The sequence below is a fragment of the Pantoea sp. E956-1 genome (genome assembly GCF_982223955.1).
The window spans coordinates 1-16476 of sequence record NZ_CEUYZP010000012.1 but is presented as its reverse complement, the minus strand read 5'-3'; the positions used below and the strand labels follow the sequence as shown (position 1 = coordinate 16476).

Here is a 16476-nt window from a genome sequence, read left to right as displayed (position 1 = left end):
GTGTACCACGCCGGAGAATTCATGAGCCAACTTGAACTGAACGATCGCACACTGATCCTGCATCGCTTCCCGCAGATGCGTGACGAAAGTCCATTACAAGCCTGGGATGCGGCTGATGAATATCTGTTACAGCAGGCGCTGCCAGAGGGGCCTGTGCTGGTCTTCAATGACAGTTTCGGGGCCTTAACCTGCGCCCTGAATCCGCGTACCGTCTGGCACGTCAGCGATTCCTGGCTGAGCCAGCAGGCCGCCCGTCAGAACCTGACCTTTAATGGGCTGGATGACAGCGACGTTCACTTTGTTGATAGCCTGGCTGACCTGCCTGCTTCACCTGCGGCTGTGCTGATCAAGGTGCCTAAAACCCTGGCGCTGCTGGAGCACCAGTTGCGCGCCATTCGCGAAGTCGTCACGCCTGATACGGTGATTCTGGCGGCGGCGCGCGCCAAAGAGATCCATAACTCTACCCTGCAGCTGTTCGAACAGATCATTGGTGAAACCAAAACCTCACTGGCATGGAAAAAAGCGCGTCTGATCTACAGCCAGTTCAGCAAGCCTGCACTGCGTGAGGCCACGCCGACGCTGGTCTGGCCGCTGGATGGCACCCCTTATCAGATTCACAACTACGCCAACGTCTTCTCACGCGCTTCGCTGGATATCGGCGCACGGCTCTTTGTGCAGCATCTGCCGGAAAACATTGAGGGCGAGATTGCCGATCTCGGCTGTGGTAACGGCGTGGTGGGACTGGTGGCGCTGGAGCAGAACCCGCAGGCCGAAGTGCATTTCCTTGATGAGTCTTACATGGCGGTCGCCTCCAGCCAGCTTAATGTGGAAGTGAACCGTCCTGAGGATCTGTCACGCTGTCAGTTCCTGGTGAACAACGTGCTGAGTGGCTATCCGTCAGATCGGCTGCACGCGGTGCTGTGCAACCCGCCGTTCCACCAGCAGCACGCGGTGACCGATCACCTGGCATGGCAGATGTTCCGCGATGCCAAACGCTGCCTTCAGTATGGCGGCGAGTTGCGCATTGTCGGCAACCGCCACCTCGATTATCACCACAAGCTGAAGAAGCTGTTTGGTAACTGTACGCTGATCGCCTCTAACCAGAAGTTCGTGGTGCTGCGCGCGGTGAAAATGCGTTAGTCAGACGGTTAATGCCAGCTGCGTCGCCTGCGCAATCGCACGGCGCGCATCCAGCTCCTGCGCCACATCTGCACCGCCAATGACTGTCACCCTCTGTCCTTTTGCACGCAGCGCAGCTTCCAGTTCGCGCTGCGGCTCCTGTCCGGCACAGATGATCACATTATCGATCTCCAGCAACAGCGTTTCGCCGTTGCGCCGCAGGTGCAGGCCGCTGTCATCAATCGCCAGATACTCAACGCTGCCCCACATCTCAACGCCCTGTGCCTGAAGACTGGCGCGATGGATCCAGCCGGTGGTTTTTGCCAGCCCGGCACCCGGTTTTCCCGATCGGCGTTGCAGCAGCCAGATTTGCCGTAACGCGGCGGGCGGCTCGGGTTTCATCACGCCGCCGCGCCGCGTCAGGCTGTGGTCGATGCCCCATTCGGCATAAAACGCCGCCAGATCCTCGTCATGGGATGGCTGTGACAGATACTCTGCCACATCAAAGCCAATACCACCGGCGCCGATAATCGCTACCCGTTTACCCACCGGGCGCTTATCGCGCAGCACCGCCAGGTAGCTCAGCACGCTGGGGTGGTCGATGCCCGGAATGTCGGGCGTACGCGGCTGAATGCCGGTCGCCAGCACCACTTCATCGGCGTCACTCAGCTGATCCGCCGTCACCCGACTGCCCGTCTTAACCGTCACGCCTGCGGCAGCCAGCTCATGCCTGAAATAGCGCAGCGTTTCGCTGAACTCCGATTTACCGGGGATCAGCCGGGCAATATTGAACTGGCCGCCTATCTCCGGCGCGGCCTCATAGAGGGTTACCTGATGGCCGCGCTGGGCCGCCTGCAGCGCAAACGCCATGCCGGCCGGACCGGCACCCACTACGGCCAGCGTGCGCGGGGCGGTGCTGGCGATGACCGGCATCAGCGACTCGTGGCAGGCGCGCGGATTGACCAGGCAGGAGGTGATTTTACCGGCGAACACCTGGTCAAGGCAGGCCTGATTACAGGCAATGCAGGTGTTGATGCTGTCCGGTTCACCGCGCTGGGCTTTAGTGACAAAGGCGGGATCGGCGAGAAAAGGGCGGGCCATCGACACCATATCGGCGCAGCCCGACTGCAACAGCTGCTCGGCGACGGCGGGATGGTTGATGCGATTAGTAGCGATGACCGGCACCTTCACCTGTTCACGCAGGCGCTGCGTCACCCACGCAAAGGCCGCGCGCGGCACGCAGGTGGCGATGGTCGGGATGCGCGCCTCGTGCCAGCCAATGCCGGTATTGAACAGCGTGACGCCGCACTGCTCCAGTTCGCCCGCCAGCAACAGCGTCTCCTCCAGCGTGCTGCCCTCTTCGATCAGGTCGAGCATCGACAACCGGAAGATGATGATAAAGGCGTCGCCGGTCGCGGCGCGAACGGCGCGGGTAATTGCCAGTGCGAACTGCATCCGCTGGCGGAAGTCGCCTCCCCAGCGGTCGGTGCGCTGATTGGTGTGTTTCACCAGAAACTGATTAATCAGGTAGCCTTCGGAACCCATGATCTCCACGCCATCATAGCCCGCCTGCTGAGCCAGTCGGGCGCAGCGGGCAAAGTCATCAATGGTCTGTTCAATCGCCGCCTCGCTCATCGCCTGTGGCGTAAAGGGGTTAATCGGCGCCTGGCGTGCCGAGGGGGCGACCAGATCGGGCTGATAGCTGTACCGACCGGTATGCAGGATCTGCAGGGCGATTTTGCCCTGATGCTGATGTACCGCCTCCGTGATCTGCCGGTGCCAGTCACATTGCGTCTCGTCGGTGAGCATCGCGCCATGCGCGGTGGTGACACCCTGGGCATTGGGGGCGATGCCGCCGGTGACGATCAGCGCGACACCTTCACGCGCCCGCTCGCCGTAGAAAGCCGCCAGCCGGGCTGCGCCATCCGGATGTTCTTCCAGTCCGGTGTGCATCGACCCCATCAGAAAGCGGTTTTTCAGTCGGGTAAAGCCAAGATCCAGCGGCGTAAACAGCGCAGGATAGTCAGGATTAACGGACATGCTAGTCACTCACGGTAAAGTGGTCGGATGAGTTCACTCTAGCCACTTCTGCGTTAAAAAAAAGTGAAAGAATGTCAGGGTGTGAGTGAAATCATAAACAACGGCAGGGGAGTGAGGTGAGTAACAAAGAGTGGGCGGAGGTAGCCCGTGCCTTGCGCAAAGTGGTGAAGACCGCCATCCGTGGCCCGCGTGGCTTTGCGGCAGGCGTCAGCGCCCATCGCAGTTCAGGTTCCGCTATCTGCTGTCAGCGCGGTGCCAGATAACCCATTAACGTATACGGATCCACGAATAGCGGGAGTGATAGCCGCTGCTAAAGTGGGTATTGAAGCGGTAGCTTGAACCGCTCTCAGCCATGCAGTAGGTGCAGACGTTGACGTTATCGATCTGCGCAGCCGGCACACCCGCGTTTACCAGCAACTGCGTGGCCAGCGCAGGCAGATCGAACCAGACACCCTGCTGGCGGGCAGCGGCCTGTGGACGTTGCGCCAGAGGATTAACCGGCTGGTTCTGGTGCCAGCGCAGCCCGCTGGCAACTGCCGGGTTCTGCGCAATCTCCGCCAGCTGCGGTCCGGCCAGTTCATAACAGCAGGGGCCCATCGCCGGACCGATCGCCACCATCAGGTTCTGTGGCTCACAACCCTGCTCGCAGAGTTTTTCAACCGCGCGGGTCAGCACACCCGCCAGCGTGCCCTTGAGTCCGGCATGAACCGCGGCCACGATCCGCTGCTGGCGATCGGCGAACAGCACTGGCAGGCAGTCGGCAGTGTAGACCGCCACCGGGCGCGTCCCGCTGCCGATCATGCCATCAGACTCGCAGCTTTTGGGTGGGATGTTCTCGATATCGGTGACCACGGTCGCGCTGTGGCGCTGATGTCCATAGGCGGCATCGGCGGGGGGTGACTCACCGGCTGGCTGAAACGCATAATCGAGCCATTCCAGCGAATCGAGCAATGGCGAGCGCGGGATCACGGCCATAGGAATCTCCTGTTATAACAGCGTGAGTTGGGCTGCCCACAGCTTACGTTAACTGCTACATTTTTGAAGCTTCTCCTCAGACCTTTCTCACCTTAAGGATGAAATGATGAAAACCTCCGCAAAACTGGCTGCATCCGGACTGGTCGCGCTGCTGCTTACCGGCTGCGCCTCGTCGTCACATCAGACCGCGCAACAGCAACTCGGTCAGCAATCGGTGCTGGCGGTAAACTGGTTCCAGCAGTCTGGTGAATATCAGGCGCTGACCTGGCAGGCATTTAATACCGCGCGTATGGCGTTTGATCAGGCACCCTCGCTGACCGGCAAACCTAAAGCGGTGATTGTCGATCTGGATGAAACGATGCTGGATAACAGCGCCTACAGCGCGTGGCAGGCGAAGAACGGCCAGCCGTTCAGCAGCAAAACCTGGTCAGCCTGGACACAGGCGCGCCAGGCGAAAGCGGTGCCTGGCGCGATAGAGTTTGCACGTCATGTCACACAGAATGGCGGCACGCTGTTCTATGTGTCTAACCGCGATCAGAAAGATTACGCGGCCACGGTCGCTAACATGCAGCAGCTCGGCTTCCCCAACGTCAGCGATAAAACGGTACGTCTGAATACTGACAGCTCTAATAAGCAGGCGCGTTTCGATGCCATTAAAAATGCCGGCTATAACGTGGTGCTCTACGTTGGCGATAACCTCAACGATTTTGGTGGCGCAACCTGGCATCAGGGCAATCAGACACGACGTGATTTTGTGAATCTTAACCATCAGCAGTTTGGAACGCAGTTCATCGTGCTGCCGAATCCGCTCTACGGCGACTGGGAGAGCGGAATGGCGCAAAACTACAATAAACTGACACCGGAACAGCAGCTGTCAGTGCGGGAATCTCGCCTGCAAAGCTGGAACGGTAAATAATTCGTCAAGAAAAAGAGCCTGACCGGGTCAGGCTCTGTTAAAACGTGGCACTGATTTACTTTCTCCCGTCACTATTTTGCTGCAAATTAAATTAATTATCTCTTGCTTCATTCTTATCTAAACTCAGGCATATTTAACTGGCTATCAGCAATTAAGGCGGTTGATTGTGCTAATGGTTAATTTTTTAATTAAGAGGATTCCTGGTAAAAAGCACGGCGGTTGGTATGGCAGTGAATATCCCCTCGGTTAATGATTGTATTTTTTTGTCAGCGATAACTTTAGTTTATTAACTTTACTCCTTTAATTTATTGATAATCTTAGTTTTAAAGTAATTACCGATAATTATCTCACGTCTCTTCTGCTTAATTAAATTTACTTAACCCTGACTCTTACTGACGGTGAATTGACAAATAGCATGATGTTAAAGTGCTGTGAAATATTGCTCGTGCATTGGTAATGGTTAGCGGCTATAACCTTTTTCTGTGACTCAGTTCTTATTTACCTGGCGGCTCATGCTTTATTTGTGAGCCGATACACTTTGTGGTTAGCCAGGATGCGACATCCCGGTAGTAGAGAGAAGATGATTGTGACGACACTTAAACCCTTATTAGCGAAAAATCGCAGTTGGGCATTACAGCGCCGCCAGCGTAATCCAGACTACTTTAAAAAATTCCTTCATCAGCAAAAGCCGCACTCACTCTGGATAGGGTGTTCTGATAGTCGCGTTCCGGCAGAAGTCTTAACCGGCTCCCATCCTGGCGAACTCTTTGTGCATCGTAATATCGCCAACATGGTGATTGAGGACGATGACAATTTACTGAGCGTGCTGCAGTACGCGCTCTTCTTTCTCGGTGTAAAACGCATTGTATTAAGCGGCCACTATGGCTGCGGTGGGGTGGAAGCCGCGCTGAATCTGCCGGGCAGCGTGCTGGACGGGCAGGAGAGCGCGCTGGCGAGACGCATTCAGACGTTGCGTCATGACATTCAGCATGGCCTGGCGGAAAGCCCCCTTTCAGACGCGGAGCCGGGTGAAAAGCTCGATCGGCTGGTTGAGGCTAACGTTAAGGCGCAATTCGCCAGACTGGTGAAATCTGAACCGGTTCGGCAAATCTGGCAATCGGGCCAGGAACTGGAGGTGTTTGGTTGTGTTTATGACCTGCGCTCCGGCCATCTTAAAGAGCTGATTCATCAATCTGCAGAGGAACCTTCATTATGAACCTCGATACCCTGCGTCGCGATATTCCTGCGGGTCTGGTGGTGTTTCTGGTCGCCTTACCGCTCTGCCTTGGCATTGCCCAGGCCAGCGGATTACCGCCGTTTGCCGGTCTGCTGACCGGTGTGATTGGCGGCCTGGTGGTCACATCACTGAGTCCGTCCCGGTTTGCCGTCAGTGGCCCGGCGGCAGGCCTGGTCACCATCGTCGTCGCCTCGATGGCGTCACTGGGCAGCTTTTCCGCCTTTCTCACCGCGCTGATTCTCGCCGGAGCTCTGCAATGTCTGTTTGGCCTGCTGCGTGCCGGACGGTTTATTTCGCTGGTGCCGGGCAGCGTCATTAAAGGGATGCTGGCGGCGATTGGTTTGCTGCTGATCATGCAGCAGATCCCGGTGGCGCTGGGTGCCGCTGGCGATGCAGAGCTGGTTTCACTGGTGACCGGTGAGATGACCTTCTCGTTACCTGCGATAGCGGTAGCGGGTGTTGGCCTGGCCATTTTATGTCTCTGGACCACCGCGCCGGTGAAGCGCATTAAAGCGCTCGCCTGGATCCCAGGCCCGCTGATTGCCGTGCTGATCGGCTGTCTTGCTACCGTGGTGGGAGGGCGACTCTTCCCTGAGATGACCCAGGGGCTGGCGCGCATTTCGCTGCCTGCTTTTGACAGCGTCTCTGCGCTGGTGGCTGAACTGGAAACGCCCGACTGGATGGCCTGGCAGAATCCGCAGGTCTGGGTCGTGGCGGTAACCTTAGCCCTGGTCGCCAGTCTGGAGACCTTGCTGAGCCAGGAGGCGCTGAAAAAACTGCGCCCTCAGACGCCCGCACCGTCACCCAACAAAGAGATGTTCGCCCAGGGCATCGGTAACCTGGCGGCCGGTTTTCTTGGCGCAATGCCGATCACGGCGGTGATTGTGCGCAGTTCGGTTAACGTCAGTGCGGGCGCACAGACCAAACTGTCGATCTTCATTCACGGTGTGCTGCTGCTGATTTGTGGTATGTGGTTCAGCGAGATGCTGAACGCCATTCCGCTGGCCAGCCTCGCTGCCGTGCTGCTTTACACGGGTTATAAACTGGCGACACCGCGACTCTTTGTTGAGCAGTTCCGAATGGGTGCACAGCAATACGTGCCGTTTCTGGCCACCATCGTCGGGATTATCACGCTGGGTATGCTGGTCGGTATTGGCATCGGTATTGGCACGCAGATCCTTTACAGCATCTACAAAAGTCATCGCAACGCACTGCAACTCACCCGCTATGACGACCACTACGTATTGCGCTTTCAGCAGAATCTGACCTTTATGCATAATCCAAAGCTGCAGGGATTGCTGGATGAAATCCCGGAGAACAGTGTGGTCATCGTGGATAACGATAATGCGGAATATATCGATCCCGACGTCAAAGCGGTGCTGAAAGATTTTGGTGATAACGCCGATAAGCGCGGTATTCGCCTGAGTCAGTGGCCGGTTGCGGTGAAATAGCGCTTAGCGCAACGGTAAAGTCGTCAGAAAGGCAAAAATCGGATATCTCGGATATCCGATTTTTTTATTTGCGAGGCATAATGAGACCCCAATTTCTGCTGTCATCTGATGAGGTTAACCTCTGCAGGGTAACTTTTCTGAGTTAGCCCGTGAAATGCGGTTTGATCGCCGGATGACACTGAGGATATTCAGGATTTAATCATTCTGAAACCACGCACCTGTCCAGGCTGGCGTGGACAGCCAGCCTCTCTGCGACAAGGTCCGGATGTATGCGCATACAGCTGTTTGAAGAGCACAACGTTAAGAAGAACGCATTTTCACTGTTTTTAATCACGTTGCTGTTTTGCTTTATCGGCGGACATCTGCGCATTCCCCAGGAACTGTCGCTGTTCTGGCCGGTCAATGCGATCGTCACTGGCGTGATCGTCCGGAATCCTTTTCTGCATCAGACCCGCTATTATCTCTCCACCTTCGCCGCGATGGTGTTCAACGACACCATTTTTTCGGGCTGGGCGCTCTCTGCTTTTACCCTCAACCTGGCAAATCTTCTGTTTGTGCTGGTGGCGGTGACGCTGCTGGTAAAGCATCTTCAGCACGACTCCGGCAGCGAGCGTATTACCAGTGTGCTGCGTATCTTTCCGGCCTGTCTGCTGGCCGCGCTGGCCTGTGCCAGCTGGGGAGCGCTGGCACAGCAGGCTGATTTCGCTGCCGGACTGGCGACGGCGTGGGGTGACTGGTTCAGCGAACAGTTCTCAACCGGGCTGATGCTGCTGCCCTTTTTGCTGACGCGCGACTGGTCGTCGCTGTTGCCCCGCCAGTTTCTGCAGATGCGCAAGCTGGCTCCGCTTATCGCCCTGATCTTTTCGTTGATGATTGGGGCGATGATGGGCGGCGCGGGCAGCCTGACATTTCCTGTTCCTGCGCTGGTCTGGTGCGCCATTGTGCTCCCGATGCCGCTCACCAGTCTGGTGATTCTGCTGACCGGCATTACCGAAATCATTCTGGTCTCTCACGGCGTGATGAACATTCAGGGCGATGACGCTCTGCTGCCTGTCAGCCACCTGACCTCGGCGCGGCTGGGTGTGGCGACAATCGCGATCAGCCCGCTGATTGTGGCCGCGAGCATGGATGCAATCCGCCAGCTTAATCAACGGCTGGCGCTGCGCGCGAACTATGATTTTCTGACCCGGCTGCTGTCACGTTCCGGCCTCTATGAAAGCCTGCGTGCGGAGCCGATCACCCCTGAGCGCAAAGCAGGCGTCATCCTGCTGGATGTCGACTACTTCAAAGCGATTAATGACAATTTTGGACATGATGCTGGCGACAGCGTACTGGAAGAGATCGCCCGCCGTATACAGCGCGTTGTGGGCAAAGAGGGGCGTATCTGTCGTTTTGGCGGAGAGGAGTTTGTGGTGGTGCTGTTCGACCAGAATCCGGAAAAGCTCTATTTTCTTGCCGAGAGCATCCGGCAGAAGATGGCGAAAGAGAAGTTCTGGCTGCAGGGCAGTACGGCTACAGTGACCGTCAGTCTGGGGCTGGCGCATGGCAGTGCTGGTGACGTGACGGAGTGGCACCGCGTGATCAATCGGCTGATCTCCGCAGCTGATAAAAACCTCTATCTGTCGAAACGCAATGGCCGTAATCAGACCTCACCGGTTAATTACCGTGCCATTACCAGCGACGTGGCATAACGCCACGCCGCCGTTTACTGTCAGCTGACGCTGCTTTTCAGCGTGCTGGCCTGCTGGTGGCGCTCAAGCGCCAGATCGATCAGACGGCTGATCAGATCCTGATAGCTGAGTCCGGCCGCCTGCCACAGTTTCGGGTACATGCTGATATTGGTGAAGCCGGGCAGGGTATTCACTTCGTTGACGATAATTTCGCCGTCGTCAGTTAAAAACACATCGACGCGGGCCATGCCAAAGCACTCCAGCGCGGTAAAGGCTTTGATGGCAACCTCACGGATCGCATCGCTGGTTTCCGATGCAATAGCCGCCGGGACCACCGTCTGCGCACCGCTCTCGGAGATATATTTAGTGTCATACGAGTAGAAGGCGTCATGCACCACCACCTCACCGCAGGGACTGGCTTCGGGGGCATCGTTGCCCAGCACCGCACACTCGATCTCGCGACCTTTGATACCCTGCTCAATCAGCACCTTGCGGTCAAAGGAGAAGGCCAGCGCCAGCGCGGCATCAAATTCTTCAATGCTATCCACTTTGCTGACGCCCACTGATGAACCCTGGTTGGCGGGTTTAATAAACAGCGGCAGGCCAAAGCGGGCAATGACTGCGCTGGCATCCAGCTGTGCGCGCTGGGCCTGGGTGACGCTCACCCACGGCGCGACGTTGAGGCCGGCGTCGCGCAGCAGGCGTTTGGTAAAATCTTTATCCATGCTGACCGCAGAACCCAGCACGTCGGAACCGACGAAGGGTAACGAGGCCATACGCAGCAGGCCCTGCAGGGAACCATCTTCACCCAGCGTACCGTGCACGATCGGGAAGATAACGTCGATCTGCGACAGCGGATGGGCGTTATGACGGGTGATGATCTGCTGCTGAGTCGTACCAGGCACCAGTGCCACATCTTCAGCGGCGTGATTCAGCGCGATCAGCGCCGGATTTTCAGCGTTAAGTAAGAAGTTTGACGCATCGTTAAGACGCCAGTGTCCCTGCTTATCAATGCCCAGTAACACCACGTCAAACCTGGTTTTGTCGATCGCCTCAAGGATATTTTTGGCCGACTGTAACGACACCTCATGCTCAGCCGATTTCCCGCCAAACACGATCCCTACCCGCAACTTTGTCATCAATTTTGCCCACTGAAAAAATCAAAACCACAAGATAGCATGCGGTTTGCGCGGGAAAACAGGGCAGGGCGACAGATAATTGTGGGCAGACGATTAACCCTCGCCATTAACCAGAAAGCGGCCATTCAGCTGCCAGTGCTGACGATCGCTGACGCGGGTGGCACTGGCAGCCAGCCAGGTCGCAATGGTTAATTTAGCGCGTAAGGTGCTGCCCGAGGCGATCTGGCCCTCTTTCCGGAATCGCATCGGATTACTGGCCATAAACGCCATTGTCGCGGCCTGATTTCCGGCGCTATCTATCATTACCGGGCGGTCGTCAATGGTCACATCGTGCAGGGTCAGCGTTACCCGACCCTGCTCGCCAAACAGATAGCTCTCGTTATCTTTCGCTGGCCCGCTAAAAATCAGCGTCAGCGGCGTCGGACGGTCACAGATAACGGTGATGTCAGACTCATGTTCGTCACCCAGGCGTAACTCTGCGGCGGAAAGGGAGTTTCCGGGGCGGGAGATCAACTCCCCGCGTGTCATTTCGCCATAGTTGATTTGTGTCTCGCTGAGCTGAATCTGGCACTCTGCATGGGCGACTGCGGCAGTAAAAAGGCTGCTGATTGCCAGCAGCAGTGACAGAACGGATTGCTGTTTCATAGGACGCATCTCGCGGAAAGTGAAGCATAAAGGGTGCCGGGTTCGTCATACCAGGGCGTAATCATGTTCAGCGCGCACGGGGTACCATTGCGACGCAGACTAAACAGCGGCTCCTGCGGCAGGTCGTCGAAAAACAGCGTGCCATCTTCATTAACAAAAGCGACCAACGCTCCTTTGCCACTTTTTACCGGTGCGCCCGGAGCGGGGGCTTCATTGTCCGGGAAGCTCACCAGCGCACGGCGTACAGTGAAGGCGGGCAGAATAACCGGCACCACCGCACCGCGGTATGGCGTGATGTCGGCAATGCCATTGATAACCTGGACGTTTCTTGGCAGGCTCTGATTTTCGATTTGCACGGTATTCTTCTGCCATGGCGTCCAGGAGGTAATGGCATGACCGCTGCGATCGCTCCATACCGTGCCGCCAGGGGTACGAATTTTCACATCCGGCTGTGGGCTATTGAGTGAAATAATGCCAAAGGTATCGCCTACTTTTCGGGGGGTAAAAGTCAGCCCCTCGCTGTGCAGTACAGCACCGCCGCGTGCGCCAAAGTTATAGCTGGTGCTATTTTCATTATGCGACGCGCCACCGCTTAACTGACTATATTTGGTGGTCCAGGTTGCTGAGCCGGCCATCGACGCATCCTCCTGCTGACTCTTTTCACCCGACAGGCTCCAGGCAAATTTGTCATTCAGGGTGCTGTCAAAACCGATGCCCGCCCGCGTTTTATGATGTGTATCACTGACCCAGCTGCGCATGCTGCTGCTTTTACCCAATGGAACAGAAAGGTTGAGATAAAAGTAGCGGTCGTCGGTATGGCGCTGATCGAGCGTGAGCCGGTTTTTCTGGATGCCGAGATTAGCGTTTACTTTCCCAAAGGTACGGCCCCAACTGAACATATAGCCCCGACTTTCTGAACCCTGCCAGCTGTGAGACAGGCTACCGGAAAATGAGAGCACGCCAAGCCAGGGCTGACTGTAGCTTAGCCCGACAGCATATTGAGATTTGGTCTGTCCATTCTGCTCGCTGGTTTTTTTTGAACTCCATGAGCTGCCCGGATCCATATAGTCGCGGCTGCGAAAGCTGGCGGAAGAGGTCAGAGATAACTGGGGCGTTACGCCTGCGCTGAGGCTGATTTGATGGTTTAATCCCTGTTTGTTACCTTCACTTTCAGCGGCATCCTGCGTCAGTGAGGCGGTCTGGGTTACAGAGGCCATCAGGCGTTCGCTCAGCCGCAACGTGGTGCGCCAGGAGGCGGCCTGATAATTCTCGCTCACCAGTCCGCCCGCCATCAGCGCCATAAAGTGATTCTGATAAAGACCGGCAGAACCTACCACTAACGGGAACTGCTCGTCGGTTAAACGCAGACGCCCGACGGCCAGAGAGTTTCCGGTATCTTCCAGCGTAATACTGGATTGTGCCTGAATGTAGGGGAGGGTCTGCTGCTGACTATTGCCGGATTGATCGTGGCTGATGATCTCAAAATCGTCTGTCTGGTTGATGGCCGGGATATCAGCCAGTTTGTTCATACCGGCTGTGACCTGAAATGTCTTCAGCAAAATGCCAGCCTGCCAGACCTCAGCGGTACCCGCTTGCGACACCAGCAGATCCAGCGAAACGCCACCGTTTACGCCATTCTGTATCCCGCGTTCCGGCACGATTTGTGCGCCCAGCAGGTTGATACCCGAGAACAGTGAATCGCCCGCGGTGATCTCACCAATCTGCACCACGGAAGCCCAGCCGGGGATCGAGCGCTGCCCGTAGCTGTAGAGCCGGGTAAGCTGATGCTGTTCATCCTGGCTGGAGTAGCTCTGCCCGCTGCGGAAAATCCAGTTGTTGATGTTGGCACCGAGCTCAGAGGTCATCGCCTGGGAGTCGTGGTTCTCTCCGCCGCGCGTCTGATACTGGTAACGTCGGCCATCATAATTAACGACCAGCGCATTACCGCCGCTGGAATAGTGTGGGTCATTTAACAGATCGCTGGCCGGAACCTTGAGTAAAAGGCTGCTGCGATCGACCTGTTGTTCCATCAGGATCGGGCTTTCTGCCGGTAGTTGCAAACAGGCAGCGTGATCCACGCGATTAAAGCGTTCAGGATTGACGCCCACTGTTTGCAACAGGTCTGCTGACCAGCAGGGATTGCCAGCCTGATCGAAGGTCAGGATGTGTACGCCTTTGCTCTGACCATTAACGACAATATTGACGGGCTGTTCGCCTGGAAGAAAATGCGTGCCTGCATCAAGCAGCTCTGCGGCACTGGCGTCATAGCCGAGCGCTTTCAGCATCTCCTGGTCGTAGCCGTTTGCCGCCAGCGCACTGGCTGAACTGAGAAACATGCTGAGCAATAAAATTGATTTCATGGCTGATAGCAGGCGGGCTTATAACTGCGCATCGTAAGGCGTGGTCAATATTCCGTACCGGGTAACGGGATGCAGGCGAACTGATTTCACGTTGTCTGCGGCAGCCGCAGGCAGCGCCACGTTAAATTTTTCGCCTGGTAAAATGTAGGTGTTTTTCAGCTCAACCGACTGCCTGACTGGCAGCAGATCAACCTGTTTTGTCAGCCTGACAATATAAGGCGTCGGATTTTCAACGCTGAGCGATGATCCTGTACGATGGAAAGTCAGACCGGTCCAGGGTGTAGTATTTAATGGCAGATTGGCAGGTGAAAGAATTACCGGAATATTCTGGCCAATCAGAATGCGGGCGCGATTTTTCTTGCCATCATCCTGAGGGATAGAAACAAAATCAATACGCTGCATTTTTTGCTTATCAAGCTTCACGCCATCTTTTAACACCACGCGAATCTGCTGTTTTTTTCCACCTTCAACGCGCACCAGTTGTGGCGTAATAATCAACTTATTTTCCGGATCTTCAGGGATGGTCTGCAGCCTACTGTGCAGCAGTGCGGTGCTGTTATCGGTGTTCAGTACATTAATAGTGGCTTCACGGTTCTGGTCGTCGAGAAATAATACCGGCACCTCGGGTTTCATTCCTGCTGCAAATAGTGCTGACGCAGAAAATGAAAACAGAACGGCAAGAGAGAGAAATTTAATTATCGTTTTCATACCCGTAGCTCAATGAAGCGAAGGCCTTATAGCCTTCGCTGGAAATTATTAAAAATTACAGATAAACAACAGAGAAAGTGACGTTACCGTCGATTGCTACTTCTTCACCGGTCGGATAGAGGGTCCCTTTCTTCAGAATGATCATTGGAGAAAGGGTAAAGGTGGATTTGGTCAGAGCAGTGGGTGCCGTTGTGTCGGCATCAGAAGCCAGGGCAAAGTAGCCATCTTTTTCCAGCACTTTAGTGGTTGTGGGTGATAACGTGGTTGCGGTCCAGGCAGCTTTGTCGGTACTGGTCAGCAGGTGGGTGTTAGCCGTGCCATCCGCCGTTGCGGTCGTGAGCCCTAAAGCCATCAAACCCACTTTGCCCTGCGCACTGTCGGTTCCCAGACCAAAAAGATTGGTGCTGAGAAGATCTGTAGTGAATTTCATCTGCTCACTAATTTCCGCCAGCGTCATTGCGCTGGCTGCCCGGTTATCCGTGGTCTGAATGGCAGTAGCGGCAGCGGCGTCGCAATCCACATTCAGAGTAATATCGGTACCGGCTTTGGCATTATGATCTTCGGTCAGCGTAGACGCTGGGATGTTACCAAATTCAACGGTTGCAGAGCTTAGTGACACATCACAGGTAGCTGGGGTGATAGTACCGGTAACGGCAAGAGTCGCGGACTCAGCTGCCTGACCTGCAAAGCTGACAGACGCCATAGCGGCGACAACGGCGGTGCTTAAAAATAATTTACGCATAATAGCTCTCAATTTAATCATGTAGATAATGAGTAGAGTTAAACGTGTAACCTGACTCAGTTGCTGTGTTTATTAATCAGGACGCATCCCCGTATGAATAACAGGCGCGAGAAGAAATTCATCCTTTCCATTAATATAGGGCGAGTACCCTAATTAATTTTATACCCTGATGTTTGATTTTATTCAGGTTGGATAGATTACCATAATTTTTATTAGTAGTTAGGGTCGCATATAAGTAAAATTATCATCATATGATATTACCTGTTGGGCAACTGTTTTAAATGAGAGGTTTTTTAGTGAGTTAGGGAGGGTGTATTAAATAATGGGTGTGTTGAGGTTAATAAAAATTAACTAAGGCAGAATGGTGTACGTCCTGCCTTTAAGTTTATTTAATTATCTGCTTTTAAATGAGTGCTTTTCCTGAGGTGTTGCTTTAATGACGACGTTTTAATGGAGAGCCTTATGTGCATATCATGTCATGCTTCTTGAGTGATGTTTTTTACATCTGATTTATAGCCTGCAGTTTTTTAAGGTGCGCTTAAATAGGTTTGACTTCATCCTTACGGTCTTTTGGTATTTCATGGGCAGCAGTTTTTCTTGTGAAATCGAAAAAATCAGGGTCTGAGAATTTGTCTGGCTAATATCCTTCTTTATCCAGATAACACATGGTTAATAATAATTTTGCTCTTTTATTGCCGTTATGAAATGTATGATTGCATGAAAAAGGACTGACGCTTTATCCATTATTTCAGGCTAAGTATCTTTTCCTCCTGCAGTCATAAACGGTTGTGCCATTGCAGATTGTAATAAATCCGGGCTTTTAATTCCGGGTGGAGATATTGGGTCTTCAGAATCTTTATAATGTTCAGTTAAATAGTCATGAGTTTGCTTAACCTCATGAATATCAATTATTTATCTCCATTGTTAACGATTTTGGTGTGTAATCTTAAGTCTTTTTCTAAAATTCCTTGAATCCAACCTTTACCTTAAAGGAATTAAGTAATGATTGTTCAATCAATTCATTATCTCAACTATGTGAGAGATACATAAAAGGGACAAGGAGAAAACAGTTGTGAGAATTGATTGAATATTCACCGCCTAACGTTCCGATAAAAACGGTAGGGCTGTGAATGCCTATTGGGATCGAATCAACAAGTAAGAAATTATGATTAAAAAATCTGATAGATACTGGCAAAATCGCTGCCGCCACTTTGCCTCCAAAAGTTAAGGATCACAACATAATCTATTGATTTTATTGCTATATAGTTATTGGGTGAATACTTTTGCAATATATCTAAAAAAGGATAGCGGCCAGGCTCGGGCCTCATTTGCTCGCTATCATCTTATCAGAACCAGAACCAGAACCAGAACCAGAACCAGAACCAGAACCAGAACCAGAACCAGAACCAGAACCAGAACCAGAACCAGAACCAGAACCAGAACCAGAACCAGAACCAGAACCAGAACCAGAACC

13 protein-coding genes are annotated in these 16476 nt (G+C 54.1%); 6 read left to right on the top strand and 7 right to left on the bottom strand.

Annotation, left to right across the window (positions count from 1 at the left end; genetic code table 11):
- Positions 1 to 21 precede the first annotated feature (21 nt).
- Positions 22 to 1140, top strand: a complete 1119-nt coding sequence (gene rlmG, locus AC0T7J_RS21395; RefSeq protein ID WP_473796836.1) for a 23S rRNA (guanine(1835)-N(2))-methyltransferase RlmG — start codon at positions 22 to 24, stop codon at positions 1138 to 1140.
- Here rlmG and AC0T7J_RS21390 read toward each other — a convergent pair whose 3' ends face one another.
- Positions 1141 to 3159, bottom strand: a complete 2019-nt coding sequence (locus AC0T7J_RS21390) for a 2,4-dienoyl-CoA reductase FMN-binding domain-containing protein (protein WP_473796834.1) — start codon at positions 3157 to 3159, stop codon at positions 1141 to 1143.
- Positions 3160 to 3275: 116 nt separating this feature from the next.
- On the opposite strand from AC0T7J_RS21390, the gene AC0T7J_RS21385 reads away from it, so the two are divergent.
- On the top strand, positions 3276 to 3422 hold the full coding sequence (locus AC0T7J_RS21385) for a hypothetical protein (protein WP_473796831.1): 147 nt from the start codon (positions 3276 to 3278) through the stop codon (positions 3420 to 3422).
- Positions 3423 to 3426: 4 nt separating this feature from the next.
- Here the strand turns inward: AC0T7J_RS21385 and AC0T7J_RS21380 are convergent, their stop codons facing one another.
- Entirely contained in the window at positions 3427 to 4134 is a 708-nt protein-coding gene (locus tag AC0T7J_RS21380; RefSeq protein WP_473796828.1) for a purine nucleoside phosphorylase YfiH/LACC1 family protein, read from the bottom strand.
- A gap of 106 nt (positions 4135 to 4240) precedes the next feature.
- Here AC0T7J_RS21380 and AC0T7J_RS21375 point away from each other — a divergent pair, with 106 nt between their 5' ends.
- The 4 genes from AC0T7J_RS21375 (at position 4241) to AC0T7J_RS21360 (ending at position 9429) form a co-directional block, all read left to right on the top strand.
- Positions 4241 to 5050 carry a 5'-nucleotidase, lipoprotein e(P4) family gene (locus AC0T7J_RS21375; protein WP_473797053.1) on the top strand — a complete coding sequence of 270 codons (810 nt, stop codon included), beginning with the start codon at positions 4241 to 4243 and terminating at the stop codon, positions 5048 to 5050.
- 580 nt (positions 5051 to 5630) lie between these two features.
- The gene (locus tag AC0T7J_RS21370; RefSeq protein ID WP_473796825.1) at positions 5631 to 6266 is read left to right on the top strand and encodes a carbonic anhydrase; all 636 of its coding nucleotides are present in this window, start codon (positions 5631 to 5633) and stop codon (positions 6264 to 6266) included.
- The gene (locus tag AC0T7J_RS21365; RefSeq protein WP_473796822.1) at positions 6263 to 7738 is read left to right on the top strand and encodes a SulP family inorganic anion transporter; all 1476 of its coding nucleotides are present in this window, start codon (positions 6263 to 6265) and stop codon (positions 7736 to 7738) included. Before AC0T7J_RS21370 ends, AC0T7J_RS21365 begins: the two co-directional genes overlap by 4 nt.
- Positions 7739 to 8007: 269 nt before the next feature.
- Entirely contained in the window at positions 8008 to 9429 is a 1422-nt protein-coding gene (locus tag AC0T7J_RS21360) for a GGDEF domain-containing protein (protein WP_473796819.1), read from the top strand.
- 20 nt (positions 9430 to 9449) lie between these two features.
- Here the strand turns inward: AC0T7J_RS21360 and ddlA are convergent, their stop codons facing one another.
- From ddlA to AC0T7J_RS21335, 5 genes are all read right to left on the bottom strand, one after another.
- Entirely contained in the window at positions 9450 to 10547 is a 1098-nt protein-coding gene (gene ddlA / locus AC0T7J_RS21355; protein WP_473796816.1) for a D-alanine--D-alanine ligase, read from the bottom strand.
- Positions 10548 to 10640: 93 nt separating this feature from the next.
- Complete coding sequence (locus tag AC0T7J_RS21350; RefSeq protein WP_473796812.1) at positions 10641 to 11192, bottom strand: DUF1120 domain-containing protein; 552 nt, start codon at positions 11190 to 11192, stop codon at positions 10641 to 10643.
- Complete coding sequence (locus AC0T7J_RS21345; protein ID WP_473796809.1) at positions 11189 to 13552, bottom strand: fimbria/pilus outer membrane usher protein; 2364 nt, start codon at positions 13550 to 13552, stop codon at positions 11189 to 11191. The genes AC0T7J_RS21350 and AC0T7J_RS21345 overlap by 4 nt, the downstream gene beginning before the upstream one ends.
- Before the next feature lie 18 nt (positions 13553 to 13570).
- Positions 13571 to 14260: a fimbria/pilus chaperone family protein gene (locus AC0T7J_RS21340; protein ID WP_473796806.1), complete on the bottom strand. Its 690-nt coding sequence runs from the start codon at positions 14258 to 14260 to the stop codon at positions 13571 to 13573.
- Between the two features lie 55 nt (positions 14261 to 14315).
- Positions 14316 to 15002, bottom strand: a complete 687-nt coding sequence (locus tag AC0T7J_RS21335) for a DUF1120 domain-containing protein (protein ID WP_473796803.1) — start codon at positions 15000 to 15002, stop codon at positions 14316 to 14318.
- Between the last annotated feature and the right edge of the window lie 1474 nt (positions 15003 to 16476).

What these genes read in the sequence shown, in the direction of transcription:
- rlmG (WP_473796836.1), top strand. Translation starts at nt 22, where the DNA reads ATGAGCCAACTTGAACTGAACGATCGCACACTGATCCTGCATCGCTTC.
- AC0T7J_RS21390 (WP_473796834.1), bottom strand. Translation starts at nt 3,159, where the DNA reads ATGTCCGTTAATCCTGACTATCCTGCGCTGTTTACGCCGCTGGATCTT.
- AC0T7J_RS21380 (WP_473796828.1), bottom strand. Translation starts at nt 4,134, where the DNA reads ATGGCCGTGATCCCGCGCTCGCCATTGCTCGATTCGCTGGAATGGCTC.
- AC0T7J_RS21375 (WP_473797053.1), top strand. Translation starts at nt 4,241, where the DNA reads ATGAAAACCTCCGCAAAACTGGCTGCATCCGGACTGGTCGCGCTGCTG.
- AC0T7J_RS21370 (WP_473796825.1), top strand. Translation starts at nt 5,631, where the DNA reads ATGATTGTGACGACACTTAAACCCTTATTAGCGAAAAATCGCAGTTGG.
- AC0T7J_RS21365 (WP_473796822.1), top strand. Translation starts at nt 6,263, where the DNA reads ATGAACCTCGATACCCTGCGTCGCGATATTCCTGCGGGTCTGGTGGTG.
- AC0T7J_RS21360 (WP_473796819.1), top strand. Translation starts at nt 8,008, where the DNA reads ATGCGCATACAGCTGTTTGAAGAGCACAACGTTAAGAAGAACGCATTT.
- ddlA (WP_473796816.1), bottom strand. Translation starts at nt 10,547, where the DNA reads ATGACAAAGTTGCGGGTAGGGATCGTGTTTGGCGGGAAATCGGCTGAG.
- AC0T7J_RS21350 (WP_473796812.1), bottom strand. Translation starts at nt 11,192, where the DNA reads ATGAAACAGCAATCCGTTCTGTCACTGCTGCTGGCAATCAGCAGCCTT.
- AC0T7J_RS21345 (WP_473796809.1), bottom strand. Translation starts at nt 13,552, where the DNA reads ATGAAATCAATTTTATTGCTCAGCATGTTTCTCAGTTCAGCCAGTGCG.
- AC0T7J_RS21340 (WP_473796806.1), bottom strand. Translation starts at nt 14,260, where the DNA reads ATGAAAACGATAATTAAATTTCTCTCTCTTGCCGTTCTGTTTTCATTT.
- AC0T7J_RS21335 (WP_473796803.1), bottom strand. Translation starts at nt 15,002, where the DNA reads ATGCGTAAATTATTTTTAAGCACCGCCGTTGTCGCCGCTATGGCGTCT.